Genomic DNA, 20,501 nt, shown 5'->3' on the forward strand with positions numbered 1-20,501 from the left:
TCAGGCCACCCGCACCGACAGCTCGCCCAGGCGCTCCACGCCGGCAACCATCAGGTCACCCGGCTTGACGGCCCCGACGCCTTCCGGTGTACCGGTGTAGATCAGGTCGCCTGGTTCCAGGCGGAAGTACTTGGACAGGTCCGCCACGGTCTCAGCCACCGACCAGATCAGGTGCGTGACGTCGCTGCGCTGCTTGTCGGCGCCGTTGACGGTCAGCCAGATCGCGGCCTGCTCGAAATGCCCCACTTCGCTAGCCGGATGGATCGGGCCGATCGGCGCCGAGGCGTCGAAGGCCTTGCCGATTTCCCACGGGCGCCCCATCTCGCGCATCTTCATCTGCAGGTCGCGCCGGGTCATGTCCAGGCCCACGGCATAACCCCAGACGTGCTCCAGCGCCTGTTCCAGCGCAATATCCGAGCCGCCCTTGCCGATGGCGACTACCAGCTCGGATTCATAGTGGTAGTTGCTGGTCTGGGCCGGGTACGCCAGCGTCAGGGTCTCGCCGCAGGCGACCGGGATCACGGCATCGGCCGGCTTGCAGAAGAAGAATGGCGGCTCGCGGTCGGGATCGAAGCCCATCTCGCGGGCATGCGCGGCGTAGTTGCGGCCAACGCAGTAGACGCGGCGCACGGGAAACTGGTCGCTGGTGCCAACGACCGGCACGGCCACGGCGGCGGGAGGGGTAATGACGAAAGACATGGAAGACCTCAGGCAAGAATCAGGCAAGAGAAGGGGAAAAAGACAAAGTAATGGGACCGCGCCGGATCAGGTGCGCTCCTCGCGCAGCAGGTTGAGCGCGGATAGCACCGGGCGGTCGGAATAGCTGAACAGCACCGTGTCCTCGACCGAAGCCAGTTGCACCGGCTGCCAGGACGGGGCCACGAAGGTGTCGCGCGGCTCGAACTGGAACTGCGCCTCGCCGATGCGCACGGTGCCGCGCCCTTCCACCACGGAATAGATGGTGGCGTCGGTACTGCGATACGTTTTGCCCTGGAAACCGGCAGGGAGGTATTGCATGAAGGTAGCCATGGTCGGCATCGGCCAGCCGCCGGTGGTCGGGTTCACATAGCGCAGCTTCACGCCATCCCAGGCATCGAGCTCGCCGTTGCGGTAGAGCTGGTCCAGCGCCTCGCGGCTGCGGGCATAGGGATAGCTGAAGATTGGCGAGGTGGGATCGGTGACGCGGTGGCGCACCGGCAGCATGTTGTGGCCGAAGCGGGCAAAGCTGTCGCCTTCGGGACGCAGCACCGGCTGCGAGGCTTCGGGGTAGTTTTCCGCAAAGCCGGCATCCAGGTGCTGCAGCAGCGGGATATCCAGCCCGTCGAGCCAGACCACCGGCTCGCCGCCCTGTGCCACGGACGGGTTGCCGTGGTCATGCCAGGTCCAAGATGGCGTGATGATGAAATCGCCCGGATGCATGGTGGTGCGCTCGCCGTTGACGGCGGTCCAGGCACCGCGGCCCTCCACGATAAAGCGCAGCGCGGACTGGGTATGGCGATGGCTGGGGGCAATCTCGCCGGGCAGGATCAGCTGCAAGCCCGCGTACAGCGTGGAGGTGATGCTGGACTTGCCGGGCAGGCCAGGATTCTCCAGCACCAGCACGCGGCGCACGGCTTCTTCCGCGCTGATGACCTCGCCCGCCTGCATCACCAGCGGGCGGATCTCGGCGTATTTCCAGATCGCCGGCTGCGCTTGCGGGCGCGGCTCGCGCGGGACCAACGCGTGCAGCGATTCCCACAGGGGCGCCATCTGGTTGCGGCCGATGCGGCTGTAATAAGCTGAACGGTCGGTGCGCTTCTTTGCGTCTGGCATGGCCTTGTCTCCGATTCATCGCCCGCTCGGGGCGCTGGGCAGCCGCTATGGGCTGCGGGGTGCGATGGAAGATTTATACGCCGTGAGATATACCTTGTAAAATGACAGATTCCTCTTATCCATATGAATATGGATATATCTCAAAGGGAATACCCTGATGGATTGGACCCAGCGGCTCCGGCTGCGCAACCTGCAGATGCTGCTTAGCCTGGCGCAGACCGGAAACATGAGCCAGACAGCCGCAGCGCTCAGCACCACGCAGCCCGCCTTGTCGAAATGGCTCAAGGAACTCGAAGACGACATCGGGCTGCCGCTGTTCGAGCGCCACGCGCGCGGCCTGCGCCCCACGCCCTATGGCGAATCGATGATTGCCCATGCCAGGCGCATCGAGGCGCACCTGGATACCGCCCGCGACGACATGCAGGCCATGCGCGAAGGCGGCAGCGGCCTGGTGGTGATCGGCACCTCCGGCGCGTCGGCTGCCGATACCGTGCCGCTAGCCGTCACCTCGCTGTTGCAGCGCCTGCCGAAAGCCCATGTCCGGCTGGTGGAAAGCACCATGAACCTGCTGATGGCGCAGCTGGCCCGGGGCGAGGTCGATATCGTGGTGGGCCGCTCCGCGCCGGAACTGCAGGACGGGCAGATGCGCGCCGAGGCGCTCTACATGGAGCCGATCCATTTCGTCACACGCCCGCGGCATCCGCTGTTCGAGCTGGCCGAACCGGGCTGGAGCGACCTGCAGGCATACCGGTGGATTGTGTGGCCACGCGGCACGCCCATCCGCAACACGCTGGAGTCGGCGCTGAACGCGGCTGGCCAGGGCATGCCGGCCGATTGCGTGGAGTCGAACTCGGTCATCCTCAACCTGACCTTGCTCAACCACAGCAATATGATCGGCGTAGCCTCGCACCGGACCGCACGGCGCCTGGAGCATCTTGGCGCCCTACGCATCCTGCCGCTGCGGCTGGCGGGCTTTGGCTCGGTATCCATGTACTGGCGCGACGACGGCTTTGGCCGTATCGCGGTCAGTGCCGCGCTGGATGCCCTGCGGCGCGCGGCGGTGCGCTCGGTCGATGAAATCCCCGACGACACGCACGGATGACGCCAGCCCGCGCGGCTCACGCTCGCCCGTTGCTCACTTCATATCGGGAGGACCCTGTCATCCAGCCGCCCGCCGGCTCGACAGATGCCGCCCCGCATCCGGCGCGAGCCGGACATAGCCGATCAACGACACCAGCGTCAGCACGCCCGCGAAGAGAAACGCCCAGCGAAAATCACCGAGCGTAAAGTGCGGCACGTCGCTGGCCTGTGCGCGCAACGATGCGGCAATCCTCAGCGACAGCGAGCCAAACGCAATGCCAAGCCCGATCGACATCTGCTGGGCAGCGTTCCATAGCGTATTGGCGCTGCTCATCTGGTTTTGCGGGATATCGGCGTAGGCCAGCGTGGCGAGCGTGGAGAACTGCATCGAGCGCGTCACGCCGTAGATAAACACAACGAACAGCACGATGGCGAGCGGCGTCTCGGGCGTGAGCAACCCGCACGCAACGATGAACACGCTGGCGAAAGCCACGTCGACGATCGCGGTGGCGCGAAAGCCGTAGTGTTGCAGCACGCGCGTGGTCAATGCCTTCATGCCGAGGTTGCCGAGCGCGCTGGCGAGCAGCAACAGCCCGGAGCGGAACGCGGACAGCCCGAAGCCAACCTGGAACAGCAGCGGCATCAGGTACGGCACCGCGCCGATGCCGATACGGGTGACGGACCCGGTGATCACGGTGACCGAGAACGTCGGCACGCGCAGCGTGGTGAAATCGAGCAGCGGATGCTCACGCCCCGCCGCATGGCGCACGGCAAGCACGCCCAGGACGAGGCCGGCGGCCACGAACGCGCCCGCCGTTGCCAGGCTGGCGCCTTGCTGGCTGGCCAGTTCCGTGCCATACAGCACGAAGGTGAGCGTGGTGCCACTGAGCACGAAGCCAACGATATCAAGCGGCTTGGGCTCGCTCGCGCGTTCGTTGCGGATCATCATGAAGGTAGCGATCAGCGCGGCGATGCCGAATGGCACGTTGAGCAGGAAGATCCAGCGCCAGGATGCGTAGGTAGTGATAAACCCGCCGATGGGCGGCCCCACCACAGGCGCCACGATGGCCGGCCAGGTGATGGTGGAAATGGCCTTGATCAACTGGCGCTTATCCGTGTTGCGCACCACGATCAGCCGCCCGACCGGCACCATCATCGCGCCGCCAATGCCCTGCAGCACGCGCGCCGCGGTGAACGCGAACAACCCGTTCGATGCGCCGCACAGCACCGAGGCCACCGTGAAAACAACGATCGCCCCGCCGAACACCGTCCTCGACCCAAAGCGATCCGCGATCCAGCCGCTGATCGGGATAAACACCGCCAGCGCCAGCATATAGGCCGTCATACCCAGGCTCAGGTCATTCGGCCCGACCCCGAACGACTGCGCCATCTGCGGCAACGCCGTGGCGAGCACGGTGGTATCGAGGTACTCCATGAAGAAGGTGGCCGCGACGAGATAGGGCAGGAATCTCATCGACGACGACTGGGTTTGCGTTTGGTCCATGGAGCGGCGGGTGCGGGGGGGGGATGCGTGTCTGCGCGGCGAAGCGAGCGGGCCGCTTTTTGCCACCGGGAAAGCCATTTCAAGCCAGGATGGCAATCATACCGGGCATCGGCAAACGACGTTTGCCCCGCCCGGCCCACGCCTTGGTCAGTCCATCATGCCGCGCCCGCGCGCGCCGGGTCCTCCGCCTGGTGCCGCGGCACGCGCACCGGGTCGACATGGGTCATCACATTCAGCACGTCCTGAATCTGCATGGCAGCGAGGCGCGCCTGCACCGCAATACGGTGTCCTTCCTCGACCGTCATTGCGCCATCGATCTCCAGATGCACATCGACCAGGATCGCGTCGCCCATCTTGCGGGTCTTCAGGTCATGCAGGCCCAGCACGCCTGGCGTGGCCAGAATGGCCTGACGAATCGCCTCGATGCTCTGCGCGTCCACGGCACGGTCCATCAGGTCATGCAGGGCATCCCAGGAGAACTTCCAGCCCATTCTGGTCACCATCAGGCCGACCACCAGGGCGGCCACTGGATCGAGCATGTGGTAGCCAAGCAGGTTACCGCCAATGCCCACGGCGACCACCAACGACGATGCCGCATCCGAGCGCGCATGCCATGCGTTGGCAACCAGCATGCTGGAGCGCACGCGCTCGGCCACGGCGAGCATGTAGCGGAACAACGATTCCTTTGCCGCCAGCGCGCCCAATGCCACCCACAGCGCGACACCCTTGACCGGCTGGATCAACTCGGGATACTCCAGCTTTTGCACGGCCGACCACAGCATGCCGGCGCCGACCGCGAGCAGCAGCAAGCCGATTGCCAGCGAGGCGGCAGTCTCGAAACGCTGGTGGCCGTATTGGTGGTCGGCATCCGCGCCCTTGCGGCTATGGTGACTGGCGAACAGCACCACAAAGTCCGAGACCAGGTCGGAAAGCGAGTGAATGGCATCCGCGATCAACGCCTGGGAGCCGGCCACCACGCCCGCCACCAGTTGCATGCAGGTCAGCAGGATATTCACGGCCACGCTCACCCAGGTGCTGCGCCGCGCCGCCTGAGCCATGGCGGGCGTCTCTACCTCGGCCTCGTCGATGATCTCATCATTTCGCATCGATGGATGACTCCTGTTGTCCGGTTAATGTGCGGTTAATGTCCAGCGAATGCCTTGCCAGGCAAAGCGCGGCCGCGCCCCAGCCATTCTAGCCACTCGAACAGCGCCATGCCGGCCAGCATGGCCAGCACAGAGACTGCGCCTTGCCATGCGCCCGCGCCCAGCAGCACGAGCGCGGCGGCGGCCAGGCCAATCAGCAAGCCCCCGCCCAGCGCGGACCAGCGCGCAACATGGCGGTGGCATCGTCCGCGGCGGCGCGCATCGTGTCCATCCAGGCTCAGGGAGGGAGAAGCCCCTTGCATGGGTTCGGCAAAGGCCGGGCGTGACCCCGGCCCGCCAATCAATATATATATTAATATTATATCAATAAATATATTGATGCCGGCCGAGACCAACCTTCAATGCGACATCAACACCGGAATGTCGGCGTGGCGCATCAGGGTGCGGGTGGTGCCGCCAGTGACCAGCTCACGCAGCCGGGCGTGCCCATAGCCGCCCGCCACCAGCAGGTCGGCCTGCAAATGCCGCACTGCCTCCAGCAGCAACTGGCCGACCCGGTGGCTGCCTTGCACGGCGTGCATGACGCTGGTGATGCCCTGGCGTGCCAGGTGGTCGCGCAGGCCGGCGTGCGCACCGGGCACATCGGGCATGCCGTGGGTCGCCTCGCCGTCATGCGTGCTGGATGCCGACACCACGGTGACACGCTTGGCCAGGCGCAGCAGGGGTATCGCATCGGCCACGGCCCGGGCGGCCTCGCGCCCGCCATCCCATGCGATGGCGACATGCTCGCAGGGCAGATGCCGCACGCCCGGCGGCACCAGCAGTACCGGGCGACCGGTGTTGAGCAACACATATTCCGGGGTCTGTGCCACCAGCACCGGGATGGATTCCGGCCCCGGCAAGCGGGCCAGGACAACCACGTCCGCCACCCGACCTTGCTGGACCAGCGCCCAGCCCACGTCGTCCTCGATGATCCGATGGGTGAAGCCCACGCCGGGCGCCGCTTCGCTCATGGCCCGATGAAATGCGGCGCTGGCTTCGGCGCCCTGCGCCAGCAACTGGCGCCGGGCCAGTTCCGCGTAGTATCCCGCCTCGTCGCCCGCGCCCCGGAACGGCTCCAGCCGCATGCCGGTGGCCGTCACCCCGATCACATGGCCGGCCGAGCGCTGCGCCAGCTCCGCCGCCAGGTTGACGCGATCCGCACAGCCGGGATCGGCGCCGAGTTCGACCAGTACGGTCTTGAAATACATGATGTTCTCCCTCCGATCCGCAGACCCCTGCACACGGTTGCTGACGTTTTTTGCGACTATCCGAAAATGGACTCTACTCCGTGCGCGGGGCAGTGCAAGCGGACAATGCGGCCGAATTGCGGCAGATCAACGCCGGGACCTGCCGGGCGCGGCCGGCGCGCGGGGCTACGCAAGGCTCGGCGGCTCGATCTGGCTGGCCATTGGCGCCAGCGCACGGATCAGCATGATGCTCATATCGGTGAACGCCGGCGTGCAACTGGCCAGCGTGCCACGCCAGTGCGCATCGGCCAGCGTCAGATTCTCCCAGACCTCGACCGGATGCTCGGGCGGCGCGCCCTGCGCGACCAGCCAGGCGGCGATATCGCTGGGCATGAAATCCCACGGGCGCGGAATCACGATGGCGTTGCGCTGGTCCGCCAGCACGTGCACAAGATGGCGCTTGAACGGCTCCAGGTCTCCGCGCCGGTGAAAAGTCAGGAAGGTGGTCTCGTCAAAGCAAACCTTGCCGCGCGCGGCCAGCACCTGGGCCGAAGAGATGCCGGGCACGGTATCCACCGGATGGCCGCATGCCCGCTCGACCCGCTCCAGGTACTGGAAGCCGCTGAAATGCATGTCGCCCATGAACAGCACCACGCAGCGCCGGCCGCCATGGTGCTCGGCGGCAACCCAGGCAAGCCGCTCCACCTGGTCCTGGTATCCCATGGTGACCACCTGGGCCGCCGGCGGCACCAGCGGGCGCACGGCGTCGATGACCGTGTCGAAGCCAGCCACGATGTCGGCGCCACGGATCAGTTCCGCCACGCCGTGGGTCAGGAAGTCGAGGTGCCCGGGGCCAACGCCGGCGCAGATGATCATGAAGAATCCCCGCATCGATCGATGCAAAAAGGGACGGCGCGCGCATCGCCCCGTCAAGACAGGGCGCAATTATGCCAAGCCATCGGAGCGCAAGGCCTGCGCCGGGGAACGCCGGCGCAAAAAAAGTACTTCAGGATCCGGCACCGGATGCCGATACCTGCTTCAGAGCCGAGTCAATGTCCCGCGAGCCCCACCGGGCAAGGCAGGCATCCTCGGTCGTTAGCGACGTTTACCTCACTCATGCCAGATAGAGACAAAGCGCTCAGCATAGCCGACCCCCATCAGTTGTTCCGCACTTCGCTCGAGCAAGCCACCGATGCCGTCTTCATCCTGAACACGGACAACAAGGTGATCTTCCTGAACGCTGCTGCGGAGGCACTCTATGGCGCATCCCGTACGCAAGTCTTCGGCATGAACGTGGAGGCGCTCGTGCAAAAGCTGCCGGGTGCCGACGCGCAGCGTGCCCAGCCCTTGCCCGCCGTCCAGATCCTGAGGCCGGATGGCGAACTTCGCTTTGGCCATGTCGCGGAATCCAGCACCCGCCTGGGAGACGCTACGCTGCGCACGCTGCTGGTGAAGGTGGCCAGCCCCCCGGATGCCAGCCGCGACGATCACCCGTTGCTATCCGTCATTGCCGACGAGATCGACAGCGCCGTGCTGGTGGTCGATGCCGACTGGCACATCGTGTACGCCAACGCCGGGCTCACGCGCATGCTGGGCTACAAGCCCTGGGAGCTGAGGGGCAAGACCCCGCGCGAGATACTGGCCGGCGAGTTCACCGATCCCGGCGTGATGCAACGCTTGCATGCCCAGCGCTCATCCCCGGGCGGCGAGCGCCACGAGGCGCTGGTGTATGCTCGCAACGGCAGCGCACTCTGGGTCAGCGCCACCGTTCGCCATCTGGTCAGCGCGACCGGCGACCGGCATCACGCCATCGTCATCCTCTCCGACATCACCCAGCAGCGGGCCTACGAGATGCTGCAGCGAAAGGTACTGCAAGCCATGGTGATGGAGCAGCCGCTGCCGGCCGTGATGGAGTTGATCTGCGAAGAAGTACAACGCGTGGCACCCTCCGTGATCGCGTCCGTGCTGCGGGTGGACGCCGATGGCCGCCTGCACCCGCTGGCCGCGCCCGGCCTGCCGCCGGGCTATGCGGCGGCGCTGGACGGCCTGACCATCGGGCCATCCGTGGGCTCCTGCGGCACGGCCGCGTGGCTGGGCGAGCCGGTGATGGTCAGTGATATCGCCAACGATCCGCTATGGGTGGATTTTCGTGATCTCGCCCTACCCCTCGGCCTGGCGGCATGCTGGTCCTATCCGATCAAGGCAAGCGATGGGCGGGTGCTTGCCACGCTGGCCTTCTACTGCCGCACCGTCCGCCAGCCCGACGCCTTCCACCAGCAACTGGCCGAGGTATGCGCCTCGCTGTGCAAGCTCGCATTCGAGCGCGAGGAAGCCGCCGAGCGGATCCTGCAGCTCGACCACTACGATTCACTGACCGGCTTGCCCAACCGCAGCCTGCTGCAGATGCAGGCCGGCACCCTGCTGCTCGCGGCACGCTCGGCCGGCACCACGCTCAGCGTGCTGTTCGTCGACCTGGACCGCTTCAAGCATATCAACGACTCGCTCGGCCACGTCGGCGGCGACAAGCTGCTGCGCGAGGTTGCGCAACGCCTTAGCGCGCACGCCGGGGATTCCGCGCTGGTGGCGCGGCTGTCGGGCGACGAATTCGCGCTGGTGCTGCCCGACAGCGACCGCGCCCAGACCATTGCGGCGGGCAAGCGCATCCTGGCCGCGCTGCGCCAGCCGCTGCGCATCGACCACGCCAGCATTGCACCCTCGGCCAGCATCGGCATCAGCATGTTCCCGGCCGACGGCGACGCGCTGGACTACCTGCTGCACTGCGCCGAGATGGCCATGTACGACGCCAAGGCCGCGGGGCGCAACCTGTTCCGCTTCTTCAGCATCGAGATGAACTGGGCCGCCCAGGAGCGCCTGGCGCTGGAGTCCGCGCTGCGCGACGCCCTGCTGGCCGAGGAGCTTCACCTCAACTTCCAGCCCCAGGTGTTCCTGCGCGATGGGCGCCTCTACGGCCTGGAGGTGCTGGTGCGCTGGCACCATCCGCACTTTGGGATGGTGTCGCCGGACCGCTTCGTGCCGCTGGCCGAAGACAGCGGCCTGATCGGCGCGCTGGATCGCTGGGTCCTGGAGCAATCGTGCGCGCAGCTGGCCGCGTGGCGCCGGGAAGGGCTTTCCGTACCCACGATCTCCGTCAATATCTCCCCCGCCAGCTTCCGCGACCCGGGGCTGCCGGCGCAAGTGGCCGAGACCCTGGCCCGCCATGGGCTGCCCGCCCAGGCGCTGGTGCTGGAAATGACCGAAGGGCTGCTGATGGAAGATGACGCGAGCCTCGCCGCCACCGTTGCCGCCATCCACGCGCAGGGCGTGCGCTTGTCCATGGACGACTTCGGCACCGGATATTCCAGCCTGGGCTACCTCAGGCAATTGCCGGTGCACCAGCTCAAGCTGGACAAGAGCTTTGTGATCGACCTGGAAAGCGATGCCGCCGCCCGCGAGCTGGCCAGCGCCGTCATCCGCATTGGCGACAGCCTGAAGCTTGCGGTGATCGCCGAAGGCGTGGAAAACGAAGCCCAGCGGCGCTTCCTGCTATCGCAGGGATGCCATATGGGGCAAGGCTACCTGTTCTCGCGCCCGCTGGATGCCCTGGCGGTGGCGAAATGGATCGCCGCGCCGCGGGCGGTTGAGCCGCATCCGGCGGAACATGGAGAGATGCATTCGCGGCGTTGAAAGAAGCGGCGGTGGCGGCTCGGCCGACACCGCCCGCTGGCTACCTGGCGGCGCGCTTTTCCAGCAACGGCTGGCTCACGCCCTGCACGCCCACCAGCCCGAGCACAGTGGTTAGCCCGACCTGGGCGCCTTCCCAGGCGTTGGTCGGGTCGTACCACTCATCGCGGGCATGGAAGCCGCCGGTCTTGCCGCCGCTGCCGATGATGATGGCGGGAATGCCGAGCGACATCGGCACATTGGCGTCGGTGCTGCCGCCGCGCAGGCTGGGCGTGCCCTTGCCGTAACCCTTGATGGCGCGCACCGCCGCCTGCACGATAGTGGCGTCAGGCGGCGTGCGGCCCGCCGGACGGTCGCCGATCTGCTTGACCTGGTAGGTGATCTGGCTGGCCGCGTCGGCCGGATGCCAGCGGCGGTTTTCCTCGGCAACCCCGGCCTCGATGGCCGCCATGATCTGCTTCTCGGTTTCCAGCAGCGACGGCGTAGCGTTGGAGCGGATATCCACCGCCATGCGCGCATCGCCCGCAATCGCGTTGACCGACGTGCCGCCGCCCACCGTGCCCACCGTGAACGTGGTCTTGGGATCCTCGGGCGGGCGCACGTCGCTCACCTTGGCAATGGCCCGTCCCATCGCGTGGATGGCGCTGGGCAGGCCGAAGGCGCCGAAGCTGTGGCCCCCCGGGCCACGGAACGTCACCTCGTAACGATGGCTGCCGGTGCCGAGTGACAGCACCCGGTCGCCCACGCCTGGCTCCAGCCCGACCATGCCGTCGATATCCGGGTGGTCGCGGAACACGGCCTTCATGCCGCGCAGGTTGCCCAGTTCTTCCTCGCCCACGTTGCCAACGAACACCAGGTCTCCCACGGTGCGCACCTGGTTGTCGTTGAGCACCTTGAGCCATGACAACAGGACCGCCAGCCCGCGCGTGTCATCCGAGATGCCTGGTGCATAGAGACGGCCATCGCGCGGCCTGACCGTGACATCGGTGCCTTCGGGAAAGACCGTGTCCAGATGCGCCGAGATCAGCAGCTTGGGGCCATTCCCGCTGCCCTTGCGGATGCCGATGGCATTGCCCTCGGCATCAATATGCGCATCGGCAAGGCCAAGCGCCTTGAGCCGGGAGAGGAAATGCTCGGCCCGTGCCTTCTCCTTGAACGGCGGCGCGGGGATCTCGGTCAGCGCCTTGAGATCGCTCAGCGAGCGCGCGTCATCCGCCCTCACGTCGGCCAGCACTTTCCTGACCAGCGGGGCGGCTTCGAGCGCGGCGTACGTGCGCTCCACCGCGGGCGAGACCGCTGGCACGGGGATGGTCTGCGCAACGGCATGGCTGCCTGCCAGGGCGAGCGCCGCGAGCACCACGGAAAGCGGACGGAACGGGACGGCAACAGATTGGGGGCGTGCTTGCATGGTGGGGCGATGGCTCCGGAAAGAACATGGCGGCAAGACAAACGGCACAGGCATCGGGCATGGCCGGGCGAAGCCATATTCTGCCAGCGAGGCGGGAGATAGTGGGCAGCAAGCAGTGGGCGGCATGTGGCATCCATGTGCCGGGCAAGGTAATTGGATTACCATTCAGTACTTGGCGTCAGGCCATGCCGTGCCTGTTGCCCGCCTTCCGGCTTGCCCGGTGTCCACGCTGCATAGAGGTTTTACCGAGGGTGATGTGGTAGAAGCAACGATTGAGATGTCCAGCCCACACGGCTTGCAGGGCCGCAGGGCCACACGGCTGACCACCACGGCCAGCCAGTTCGAGTGCAACATCCAGCTGAGCAGCAACGACTGCGCGGCGGACGCCAAGAATGTCTCCGAGGTCATGCGCTTGTCGGCGCGCGCCGGCCTGCGCTTGCGCATCCAGGCCAGCGGCCCGGACGAGTCGGTGGCGCTGCGCGTCATCTGCGCGTTGCTGACCGACTAAGCGGCCGGCCCGGCAGTCAGCGACCATGCCCATCACCTACCTGCGCAACCTCACCGGACGGGTACGCAGCCCGCGCGCCAACCGGCAGCTTGCCGGCTATCTCAGCTTTGTGGCCGGCGCCACCAACGCCGGGGGCTTCCTTGCCGTCCAGCAGTACACCTCCCACATGACGGGCATCGTCTCGGCCATGGCGGACCACCTGGCGCTGGGGCAGGTCGGGCTGCTCCTGCAGGGACTTGGCGCACTGCTGTCCTTCCTGGCTGGCGCGGCCACTTCCGCCGTGCTCATCAACTGGGCGCGGCGCGAGCACCTGAACAGCGAATATGCCCTGCCCCTGATGCTGGAGGCCATTTTGCTGCTGTGCTTTGGCTTGCTCGGCGGCAACCTTGGCAATCACCAATGGCTGTTCATACCCGCCACGGTGATGGTGCTGTGCTTCATCATGGGCCTGCAAAACGCCATGATCACCAAGATTTCCCACGCCGAGATCCGCACTACCCATCTCACCGGGATGGTGACCGATATCGGCATCGAGCTCGGCAAGCTGTTCTACTGGAACCTCGCCAAATCCGACGAGGCCAGGCCGCCGGTGCTGGCCAACCGGTCCCGGCTGCGCATGCTGGCCACGCTGGTGACGCTGTTCTTCTTCGGCGGCGTCGTCGGCGCGCTGGGCTTCAAGCAACTGGGATTCAGCGCCACGCTGGCGCTGGCGGCGTTGCTGCTGGTGCTCGCGTTCGTGCCGGTGGTGGACGATGCGCGGGCCCACGGCGCGCGGCTGGCCGCCAACGGGCGCAAATGGGCGCGCGAGGTCTTGCGCGATGTCCATGCCCTGTGGCTGGCCGCGCGCGACCCGCGCACGCCGTGGTACGCAAAAGCCACGGCCCTGCTGGTGGCGGGCTACGCGCTGTCGCCGATCGACCTGATCCCCGACTTCATCCCGGTGCTCGGCTACCTGGACGACGTCGTGCTGGTGCCGCTCGGGGTCATGCTGGCCATCCGGATGATCCCGCCGGACCTCATGCGCGAGTACCGGGCCGCCGCCGTTGCGGCCGGGCAACGCCCAAGCAGCCGCGTAGCGGCCGCGGTCATCATCGTGCTGTGGATAGGCGGCGCCATTGTGATGGCGGCGCTCCTCGCGCGCTATGTTCCGTGGCTCCGGAGCAACTGATTTTCGATTCCAGGCCCTGAAGGTACGCGTGGACACATTGGTTTGCATTTGGCACGGCCGGCGCTACCTACAATCGAATCGTCGGGAGGCACATCCCGCCCATCACCGAGCCAGCAACGCATCATGCAGGACCAAGCCTTACCCCCCACCGTGACCTGCCTGCAGGGCCTGCGCGATCTCGCGGCCCTGCTCACCGCAGGCTCCCTGCTCCAGTCCGCCACCTTGCAGGTCATTGCCGAGTACGAACGGCACGCCCGCACCTCCGAGGACAATTACTGCGCCCGACGACATAGCTGGGATTGAGAGGCCGTTTCAAAATGAAGCGAAGCGGTTCTGGCCAGGCGCACGGCCGCAGACACTGCAAGTGGATCGGCCAAGGTTTCCCCGGCAGCGCTGCCGCTCAGTGCTTGCACGCCAGCGGCGAACGCACGCCGCCGTCGCGCACCAGTGGCAGGATGGTAGGCGCCAGCGATTTGAGCAACTGCACGGACAGCGCGCTGGTGAAGGCGTAGCGCGCGGCATAGGGCTCCTGCACGTACGCCGTGACGTTGCCGAAGTAGCGCTCGCCAAGGAAAAACACGAAGGTGGCCGAGCGGCTGACCACGCGCGACGAAATCAGCCTGCCACCGGGCCCGTAGACTTCGTAGCGATGATCGCCCGTGCCGGTCTTGCCGCCTGCCACGATGCCGCTGCCACCCAGCGCTGGCTTGAGCATGCCTGCCGTGCCCGAATTCACCACGCCGATCAGCGCGGCGCGTACCACCTCGGTGATATCCTCGCTCAGCAAGCGCGTGCCCTTCTGCCCCAACCCAAAATCAGTCTCGTACGGCGTGCCTGCCGCAAACTCCAGGCTGCGCAGCGCCGTGGCCTGCTGGCGCACGCCATTGCCCTGCACGATGCCGACCAGCTCGGCCAGCGCAGCCGGCCGGTCCCCCGCCGCGCCGATCGCCGAGGCATAGGACGCCGTGATCGCGCTGAACGGATAGCCCAGGCGCTGCCACCGGCGCGCAATTTCAACAAAGGCCTGGCGCTCCAGCTGGCTGCGGATGCGGCGCGTCTGGCCGCCGGGATGGCGGGTTTTGAACAGCCACGCATACACCTCCTGGCGTTGCTCGGTGCTGTCGCGCAAGACTTCATCCAGGCTGGCGTCCGGGTGCTGGCGCAGGTAATTGAGCAGCCATAGCTCAAGCGGGTGCACCCGCGCCAGGTAGCCCCGGTCATTGAGCGAAAAGCTGGTCGGTCCGTATTTGCTGTACAGCTTGGCCAGCTTCTCATCGGTCAGCCCCGCCTTGGGCAGGGTGGCGAGCATCACCTTGTTGAACTGCGCCGGATCGATGTCGGGATCGATGCTGCGCAGCGTCACCGCCAGCCCCACCGGCGAGAAGTGGCGGTTCTGGAGCACGCGCCTGGCCGCTTCCTGCTGGCTCATGCCGCGATATTTCCCATAGAAGGCACGCAGGTAGTCGCTGCCCTCCTTGTCGGCAAAGCGCACCAGGTAGGCGCGGCGCTGCGGCGCGGCCGGATTGTTCAGCCAGTCGTCGGCATCGGGATGCAGGCGATAGGTTTCGTAGCGCACGATATCGCGCATCAGGCGGATAAAGACCAGGTTCACCGAGTGCTCGAACGCTTCGCGCACGGTCATGATCTTCATGTTTTCCCAGCGCTCGAAGTTGCTGAACGTCTGCAGCCCGCCCCCGGTAAAGAAGGCCTCTCCCGCGCTGCCGGAATAGCGGCGCAGCATGGCGGCTTCCAGCATGGCGCGGCGGCTCTTGTCGGGCGCGGCGAGCAGGTAGCTCACCACCCACTGGGTCAGTGCGTCCAGCTTGGCCGGCTTGATTTCGCGCAGCTCGGCGGCGGACATGCCGGCATATTTCTCGTGGAGCTCGGAGAGGATTTCCAGGTAGGTCACCAGCGTGCGCAGCTTGGCGGTGGAACCCAGGTTCAGCCGCGCGCCGCGGTTCAGGTCGAACGGCAGGTCCAGGTTGTCGGCCTGCACGCGCAGCAGGTTGGCGCCGTCGACCTTCTCGTAGAGCGTGAAGCTGATCGCCAGCTTGCCCGGGTCGTCGCCCTCGCGCAGCAGGTTGTGGCCGTACATCCCGAAACCATGCGCGCCATCACGCGTGCCCGCGCGCAACAGCGCCTCGGTGACCACCCGTTGCAGGCCCGTGTTGATGGTGCTGTGGGCAGTCAGGTCGAGCCGGTCCAGCTCGTAGCTGCTGCCAAGGTCAAGATAGCGCAGCAAATCGGTGCGCACCCCGCTGATGGCCTTGCGCGAGATGAATGACACCTCCGGCCGGTCCAGCGCCGGGGCGCCCAGCGTCAAGGACTGGGCCAGCGAAGCGTCGCGCAGCCAGGGCGGGATGGCGCCGGCGGCCGAGAGCAAGCGGATATAGCTGTCGGTCAACTCCACCAGCGTGGCGGTATCGCGGCGCAGGAAATGCGATGGCCCGCGCTGCGCAATGATCAGCGAGAGCGCTTGCTTGAACACCCGCGCCTGCCGCTGGCCGAGTTCGCCCTCGCCCTGTCCCGCGCCGGGTCCCGGCCCGGCGGCGCTCGCCAGCAAGCGGTTGGCCTCGTCGAAGTCCTGCCCGTACCAGGCCCACAGGCCATCGCCCAGTCCGTTGACCTCGCCCACGCCGGCCCGGGCCGAGAGCGGCACGGTGTTGAGGTAATCCAGCAAGATGCGCTCCCTGGCGGCCACGGTGTTCGGGCCGTCCAGGTAGGCGCGCATCGATGCGCTGGCCATCTGGCGCAGCTTTTCCTTGGGCGAACCGGTGCGGCCGGCGCGCGAATGCCGGTATTTCTCGATCTGGGTAGCGAGCGTGCTGCCGCCGGCGGCGTCGTGCTTGTCGTTGAAGAAATGCACGCCCTGATCCAATGCGGCGCGCGTGAAGCGCCGCACGTCCAGCGCGGGATTGCGCGTGGGAAATTCGGGATCGAGCAAATCGCGGTTCTCGATGAAGAGCAGCGCGTTCACGAGCAGGGCCGGAATGTCCGCGAAGCTGGCGTAGGTACGAGGCGGTGTGCGCCTGGCGCCAAATGGCAGGTCGTTGCAGTCGAGCAGGTCCAGGCCGGCCTGGGTCTTCTCGTGATAGGGCGCGAACAGGCCGGAGTCCGTCAGTTCCAGCATGCGGTCGGACCACCGTGCCTGGCGTTCGCGCCGAAAGCCCCGCGCTTCCAGCAATTCGGTGAACTGCGGGATCCGGCTATAGCCGAAGCGCAGGTCATAGGGGCCGTCGTCCGGAAAGCGGATGCGTTCGCTCGGGCCGTCCTTCACAGCGAAGGCGACATCTTTCGCCCGCCCGGCGAAGTAGCGCGCCTGCAACCGCGAGGTGGCAAGTTCCTCGGCAACGACGGCGCAAAGGAGGTAACCGCCCCCTACAAGCAGAGCCAATACCAGGAGCCTGGGCCAGACACGTCGACGCACGATTCAGGTCCGTTTGCGAGGAAACCGGGGCTTTTCCCGGCGCGTCGGCCTATGCCGGGCGCCTGCTGGCAACGATGGCACCATTTCGCCACTCTCGTCACAACGTATACCCTAGTCTAATGGGGCCTAACGCACAAAGTGCGCGTGCGCCATCCCGGCGTTTGCTGCCATGTTCCCATCATTTCCCGCCGCTCACCGGCGCTCCCGACGCTCCCGGCACGCCCTGGGGCCGCCTATACGCGGAACGCCGCGATGGCCTGGTTAAGCTGGCGCGCCTGGTCCTCCAGCGACGCGGCAGCCGCAGCGGCCTCCTCGACCAGCGCTGCGTTCTGCTGGGTGGACTGGTCCATCGACGCCACCGCCTGATTGACCTGCTCGATGCCGCTGCTCTGCTCGACCGAAGCCGCCGCAATCTCGCTCATGATATCGGTCACCCGGCGGATTGCCGCAACCACCTCCTCCATGGTGCTGGCCGCGCGCCCGGCCTGGCCACTGCCCAAAGCCACATGCGCCAGCGACGTCTCGATCATGGACTTGATCTCGCGGGCCGCCCCGGCGCTGCGCTGGGCCAGCCCGCGCACTTCGCCGGCAACCACCGCGAACCCACGCCCCTGCTCCCCCGCGCGGGCAGCTTCCACGGCGGCGTTGAGCGCCAGGATATTGGTCTGGAAGGCGATGCCATCGACCACGCCGATGATCTCTGCGACCGTCCTGGCCGCCGTACTGATATCGCCCATGGTGGCCAGCACATCGCCCACCACCGCACCGCCCTGGCTAGCCACCTCGACCGCGCTGACGGCAAGCTGGCTGGCCTGGCGCGCGTTGTCTGCGTTCTGGCGCACGGTGGAGGTCATCTGCTCCATGCTAGATGCGGTTTCCTCAAGCGAGGCAGCCTGCGCTTCCGTGCGGCTGGACAAATCCGCGTTGCCCGCGGCGATCTGCCGGGTGGCCGCCGTGATCGCATCCGAGCCCTGGCGCACCCGCCCCACGGTAAGCGCAAGGCTGGCCTGCATGCGCGCGAGGCCTTCCAGCAAGCGGCCCATTTCATCGCGGCGCGTGACCTGCACCGCGTGGCTCAGATCGCCGGCCGCGATACGGTCGAATTGCGTCAGCGCCAGTTCCAGCGGGCCAACGATGGCACGCAGCAGGAACACCGCGCAGGCGGCCGCCACCAGCAGCGCCAGCACGATCGCGGCAATCACGCCATGGCGAAAATGCCGGTACGCCACCTGCGACGCTTCGAAATTGCCCGCGGCCATCTTCATCTGGAACCGGCTCAGCTTCAGGCTGCTGTCGTTGGCATCCCGAAACAGCCGGGACAGCTTGCCATCCATGATCTGGTCGGCCAGTGCGCGATCCTTGGCGCGCAGCGCAGCAATGATGGCGGCGATGCCTTCGCGGTTGGCGGCATCCCGCTTGGCCGCCACGGCCACCGCGAGCTGGTCTTCCTCACTGTCGCGCGGCAGGACCATGAAGCGCTTCCAGGCCTCGTCAGAGCGCCGCGTGAGCTCTTCGGTGCGCTCCAGCAGGCCGGGAGCTTCCGGGCTGTCCGGGTACAGCATGGCGCGGTCCAGCGCGGTACGCGCCCGGGTGAGGCTCAGGTCCGCCTCGCCCAGCGCCAGGGCGGAGGCAAGCTGGTTCGAGTAAGTGGACTCATGGGCGTCGTTGGCGGCGCGCAAGCCAAGCAAGCCGGCCACACCCACGCCAAGCGCAAGCAGGAACAGCAGGGAGACGGTGGCAATGAGGCGGGCGCGGATGGTGAGGCTGGCAAGCATGGGAAAGAGGCCCGGATAGTGAAAGGCTGGAATGCCGCGCTGGGCGGAAAACCAATCTATCGGTGTGGTGCAGCAACAACTTGAGGCCGCGTTATCAATTGTGCGCAAAACCGCACCTGAAGGGCGAATTCGGGGCCCGCGATTGATTTTGCGCAAATTTTCATGCGTCCGCGCGCCGGCCTCGGTCAAGTCCGGCCAAAGCCGTCCGTTAGCCCAGTGATCTCAAACCCTTGTTCCAGACGATGATGAAAAACCTGAGCGTGCGCACTGCCCTGCTGGCAGTCCTGGTGACCTTTGCCTGCATGATCGTGTTCGGCGCGGGCGTTGGCGTGCTCGCGCTGCGCGCCGCGGACCAGGCGACCGGTCGCGTGGAGCAGCTTTCCGCCAGCGCCCTGCTGCTCAACGACGCGTACAAGGACATGACCCGGGCGCGCTCGGCGCTCGCGCGCGCCTACGCCTCGGCCCGCGAAGGCAGCACCGAAGTCAACACCGGCGCGCTCGACGCCGCCGGCAAATCGCTCAAGCGCTCGGCCGAGGCGTTGCAGCGCTTCGCGACCGCGCCCGTGCTGGAAGGCCAGGACGACGCCCAGCGCCGCCAGGTCGTGGATGCCGCGCGCCGGCATGCCGGCACGGTCGAGCGAGCCCTGGCCGCCTTGCGCGCGGGAGACCCCGCGGCCTACGCGGCGATCAACGAGCGCGACATCACCGCCTCCGGGGCCGAATATTCGGTGGGCGTCGAGCGCTTCCAGGAACAGGCGAGCCAGCTGGCGCAGCAGGAAAGCGAGACTAGCAGCTCGCGCTACCAGTGGGTGGTGAAGCTCGTGGTGGTTGGCATCGCTGCCGCGCTAGGCTTGATCGTCGCGGTGCACCTCGGGCTGCGCGCGGCCATCGTGGCGCCGCTGGCCACGGCCGCCGAGCACCTCGACCGCGTGGCGCACGGCGACCTGAGCCATCCCGCCGCTGCCGCCGGCAATAACGAGGTGGGCCGCGTGCTGGCCGCCGTGGCACGCATGCAGGCGGCGCTCACGCGCACAGTCAGCCAGGTGCGCGCCAGCTCGGACTCGGTCAACATCGGCGCGCGCGAGATCGCGGCCGGCAATACAGACTTGTCCTCGCGCACCGAGCAGCAGTCCGCGTCGCTCGAGCAAACCGCGGCCAGCATGGAGGAGCTCACCTCCACGGTGAGCAACAACACGGAGAGCGCGCGCCAGGCCAGCGCGCTGGCCGCCGAAGCGGCGCGGCTGGCCACGCGCGGCGGCGACGACGTGCGCGGCGTGGTCCAGACCATGGGCGACATCAGCAGCAGTTCGCAACGGATCGCCGACATCATCGGCGTGATCGACGGCATCGCCTTCCAGACCAATATCCTGGCGCTCAACGCCGCCGTGGAAGCGGCGCGCGCGGGCGAGGCGGGCCGCGGCTTTGCCGTGGTGGCGGGCGAGGTGCGCGCGCTGGCGCAGCGCAGCGCCAACGCGGCACGGGAGATCAAGTCGCTGATCGACGATTCGGCCAGCAAGGTGGGCGCCGGCAACGCGCTCGTCGCCCAGGCCGGCCAGACCATGAGCGAGACCGTGGATGCCGTGGGCCGCCTGGCGCGGATCATGGAAGACATCTCGTCGGCGTCGCTGGAACAAAGCGCCGGCATCGTGCAGGTCAGCCAGGCGGTGACGCAGATGGAAACCGTCACCCAGCAGAATGCGGCGCTGGTTGAGCAGGCAGCCGCCGCGGCCGGATCGCTGGAAGCGCAGGCGCGCCAGCTTGCCGAGGCGGTGGGTGCCTTCCGGCTTGCGCCGGCAGCCTGAG

16 protein-coding genes are annotated in these 20,501 nt (G+C 67.0%); 6 read left to right on the top strand and 10 right to left on the bottom strand.

Annotated elements, in window-relative coordinates; all coding sequences use genetic code 11:
• Complete coding sequence (locus RR42_RS30515; RefSeq protein ID WP_043355529.1) at positions 1–699, bottom strand: fumarylacetoacetate hydrolase family protein; 699 nt, start codon at positions 697–699, stop codon at positions 1–3.
• A 66-nt stretch (positions 700–765) separates the two neighbouring features.
• A complete protein-coding gene (gtdA, locus tag RR42_RS30520) occupies positions 766–1,812 on the bottom strand; it encodes a gentisate 1,2-dioxygenase (protein WP_043355531.1) in 1,047 nt (348 codons plus the stop codon).
• Positions 1,813–1,969: 157 nt separating this feature from the next.
• Here gtdA and RR42_RS30525 point away from each other — a divergent pair, with 157 nt between their 5' ends.
• Positions 1,970–2,914 carry a LysR substrate-binding domain-containing protein gene (locus RR42_RS30525; protein ID WP_043355533.1) on the top strand — a complete coding sequence of 315 codons (945 nt, stop codon included), beginning with the start codon at positions 1,970–1,972 and terminating at the stop codon, positions 2,912–2,914.
• 57 nt (positions 2,915–2,971) lie between these two features.
• On the opposite strand, the gene RR42_RS30530 is transcribed toward RR42_RS30525, so the two are convergent.
• From RR42_RS30530 to RR42_RS30545, 5 genes are all read right to left on the bottom strand, one after another.
• Complete coding sequence (locus RR42_RS30530) at positions 2,972–4,396, bottom strand: DHA2 family efflux MFS transporter permease subunit (protein ID WP_052495084.1); 1,425 nt, start codon at positions 4,394–4,396, stop codon at positions 2,972–2,974.
• 155 nt (positions 4,397–4,551) lie between these two features.
• Positions 4,552–5,502 carry a cation diffusion facilitator family transporter gene (locus RR42_RS30535; protein WP_043355535.1) on the bottom strand — a complete coding sequence of 317 codons (951 nt, stop codon included), beginning with the start codon at positions 5,500–5,502 and terminating at the stop codon, positions 4,552–4,554.
• A 35-nt stretch (positions 5,503–5,537) separates the two neighbouring features.
• A complete protein-coding gene (locus tag RR42_RS41310; protein ID WP_236702079.1) occupies positions 5,538–5,804 on the bottom strand; it encodes a hypothetical protein in 267 nt (88 codons plus the stop codon).
• Positions 5,805–5,900: 96 nt separating this feature from the next.
• Positions 5,901–6,752 carry a universal stress protein gene (locus RR42_RS30540; protein ID WP_043355537.1) on the bottom strand — a complete coding sequence of 284 codons (852 nt, stop codon included), beginning with the start codon at positions 6,750–6,752 and terminating at the stop codon, positions 5,901–5,903.
• 165 nt (positions 6,753–6,917) lie between these two features.
• Positions 6,918–7,607 (bottom strand): cobalt-precorrin-7 (C(5))-methyltransferase, encoded by a 690-nt coding sequence (locus tag RR42_RS30545; RefSeq protein WP_043358227.1) that lies wholly within the window; start codon positions 7,605–7,607, stop codon positions 6,918–6,920.
• 240 nt (positions 7,608–7,847) lie between these two features.
• Here RR42_RS30545 and RR42_RS39035 point away from each other — a divergent pair, with 240 nt between their 5' ends.
• Positions 7,848–10,415: an EAL and GGDEF domain-containing protein gene (locus RR42_RS39035; RefSeq protein ID WP_158408325.1), complete on the top strand. Its 2,568-nt coding sequence runs from the start codon at positions 7,848–7,850 to the stop codon at positions 10,413–10,415.
• Positions 10,416–10,455: 40 nt separating this feature from the next.
• Here RR42_RS39035 and RR42_RS30555 read toward each other — a convergent pair whose 3' ends face one another.
• On the bottom strand, positions 10,456–11,820 hold the full coding sequence (locus RR42_RS30555; protein WP_043355539.1) for a M20/M25/M40 family metallo-hydrolase: 1,365 nt from the start codon (positions 11,818–11,820) through the stop codon (positions 10,456–10,458).
• Between the two features lie 256 nt (positions 11,821–12,076).
• On the opposite strand from RR42_RS30555, the gene RR42_RS30560 reads away from it, so the two are divergent.
• The 3 genes from RR42_RS30560 (at position 12,077) to RR42_RS30570 (ending at position 13,799) form a co-directional block, all read left to right on the top strand.
• On the top strand, positions 12,077–12,328 hold the full coding sequence (locus tag RR42_RS30560; RefSeq protein ID WP_269083405.1) for an HPr family phosphocarrier protein: 252 nt from the start codon (positions 12,077–12,079) through the stop codon (positions 12,326–12,328).
• Between the two features lie 25 nt (positions 12,329–12,353).
• A complete protein-coding gene (locus RR42_RS30565; protein WP_043355543.1) occupies positions 12,354–13,496 on the top strand; it encodes a DUF1275 domain-containing transporter in 1,143 nt (380 codons plus the stop codon).
• Positions 13,497–13,619: 123 nt separating this feature from the next.
• The gene (locus RR42_RS30570; RefSeq protein WP_043355544.1) at positions 13,620–13,799 is read left to right on the top strand and encodes a hypothetical protein; all 180 of its coding nucleotides are present in this window, start codon (positions 13,620–13,622) and stop codon (positions 13,797–13,799) included.
• A gap of 97 nt (positions 13,800–13,896) precedes the next feature.
• On the opposite strand, the gene RR42_RS30575 is transcribed toward RR42_RS30570, so the two are convergent.
• Together RR42_RS30575 and RR42_RS30580 are read right to left on the bottom strand one after the other, a co-directional pair.
• Positions 13,897–16,890, bottom strand: a complete 2,994-nt coding sequence (locus tag RR42_RS30575) for a transglycosylase domain-containing protein (RefSeq protein WP_043355545.1) — start codon at positions 16,888–16,890, stop codon at positions 13,897–13,899.
• A gap of 266 nt (positions 16,891–17,156) precedes the next feature.
• Positions 17,157–18,698: a methyl-accepting chemotaxis protein gene (locus RR42_RS30580; protein ID WP_043355546.1), complete on the bottom strand. Its 1,542-nt coding sequence runs from the start codon at positions 18,696–18,698 to the stop codon at positions 17,157–17,159.
• 245 nt (positions 18,699–18,943) lie between these two features.
• Here RR42_RS30580 and RR42_RS30585 point away from each other — a divergent pair, with 245 nt between their 5' ends.
• Complete coding sequence (locus RR42_RS30585; RefSeq protein ID WP_043358229.1) at positions 18,944–20,500, top strand: methyl-accepting chemotaxis protein; 1,557 nt, start codon at positions 18,944–18,946, stop codon at positions 20,498–20,500.
• The last annotated feature ends 1 nt before the right edge of the window (position 20,501 follow it).

The organism is Cupriavidus basilensis (genome assembly GCF_000832305.1).
GTDB classification, from domain to species: domain Bacteria; phylum Pseudomonadota; class Gammaproteobacteria; order Burkholderiales; family Burkholderiaceae; genus Cupriavidus; species Cupriavidus basilensis_F.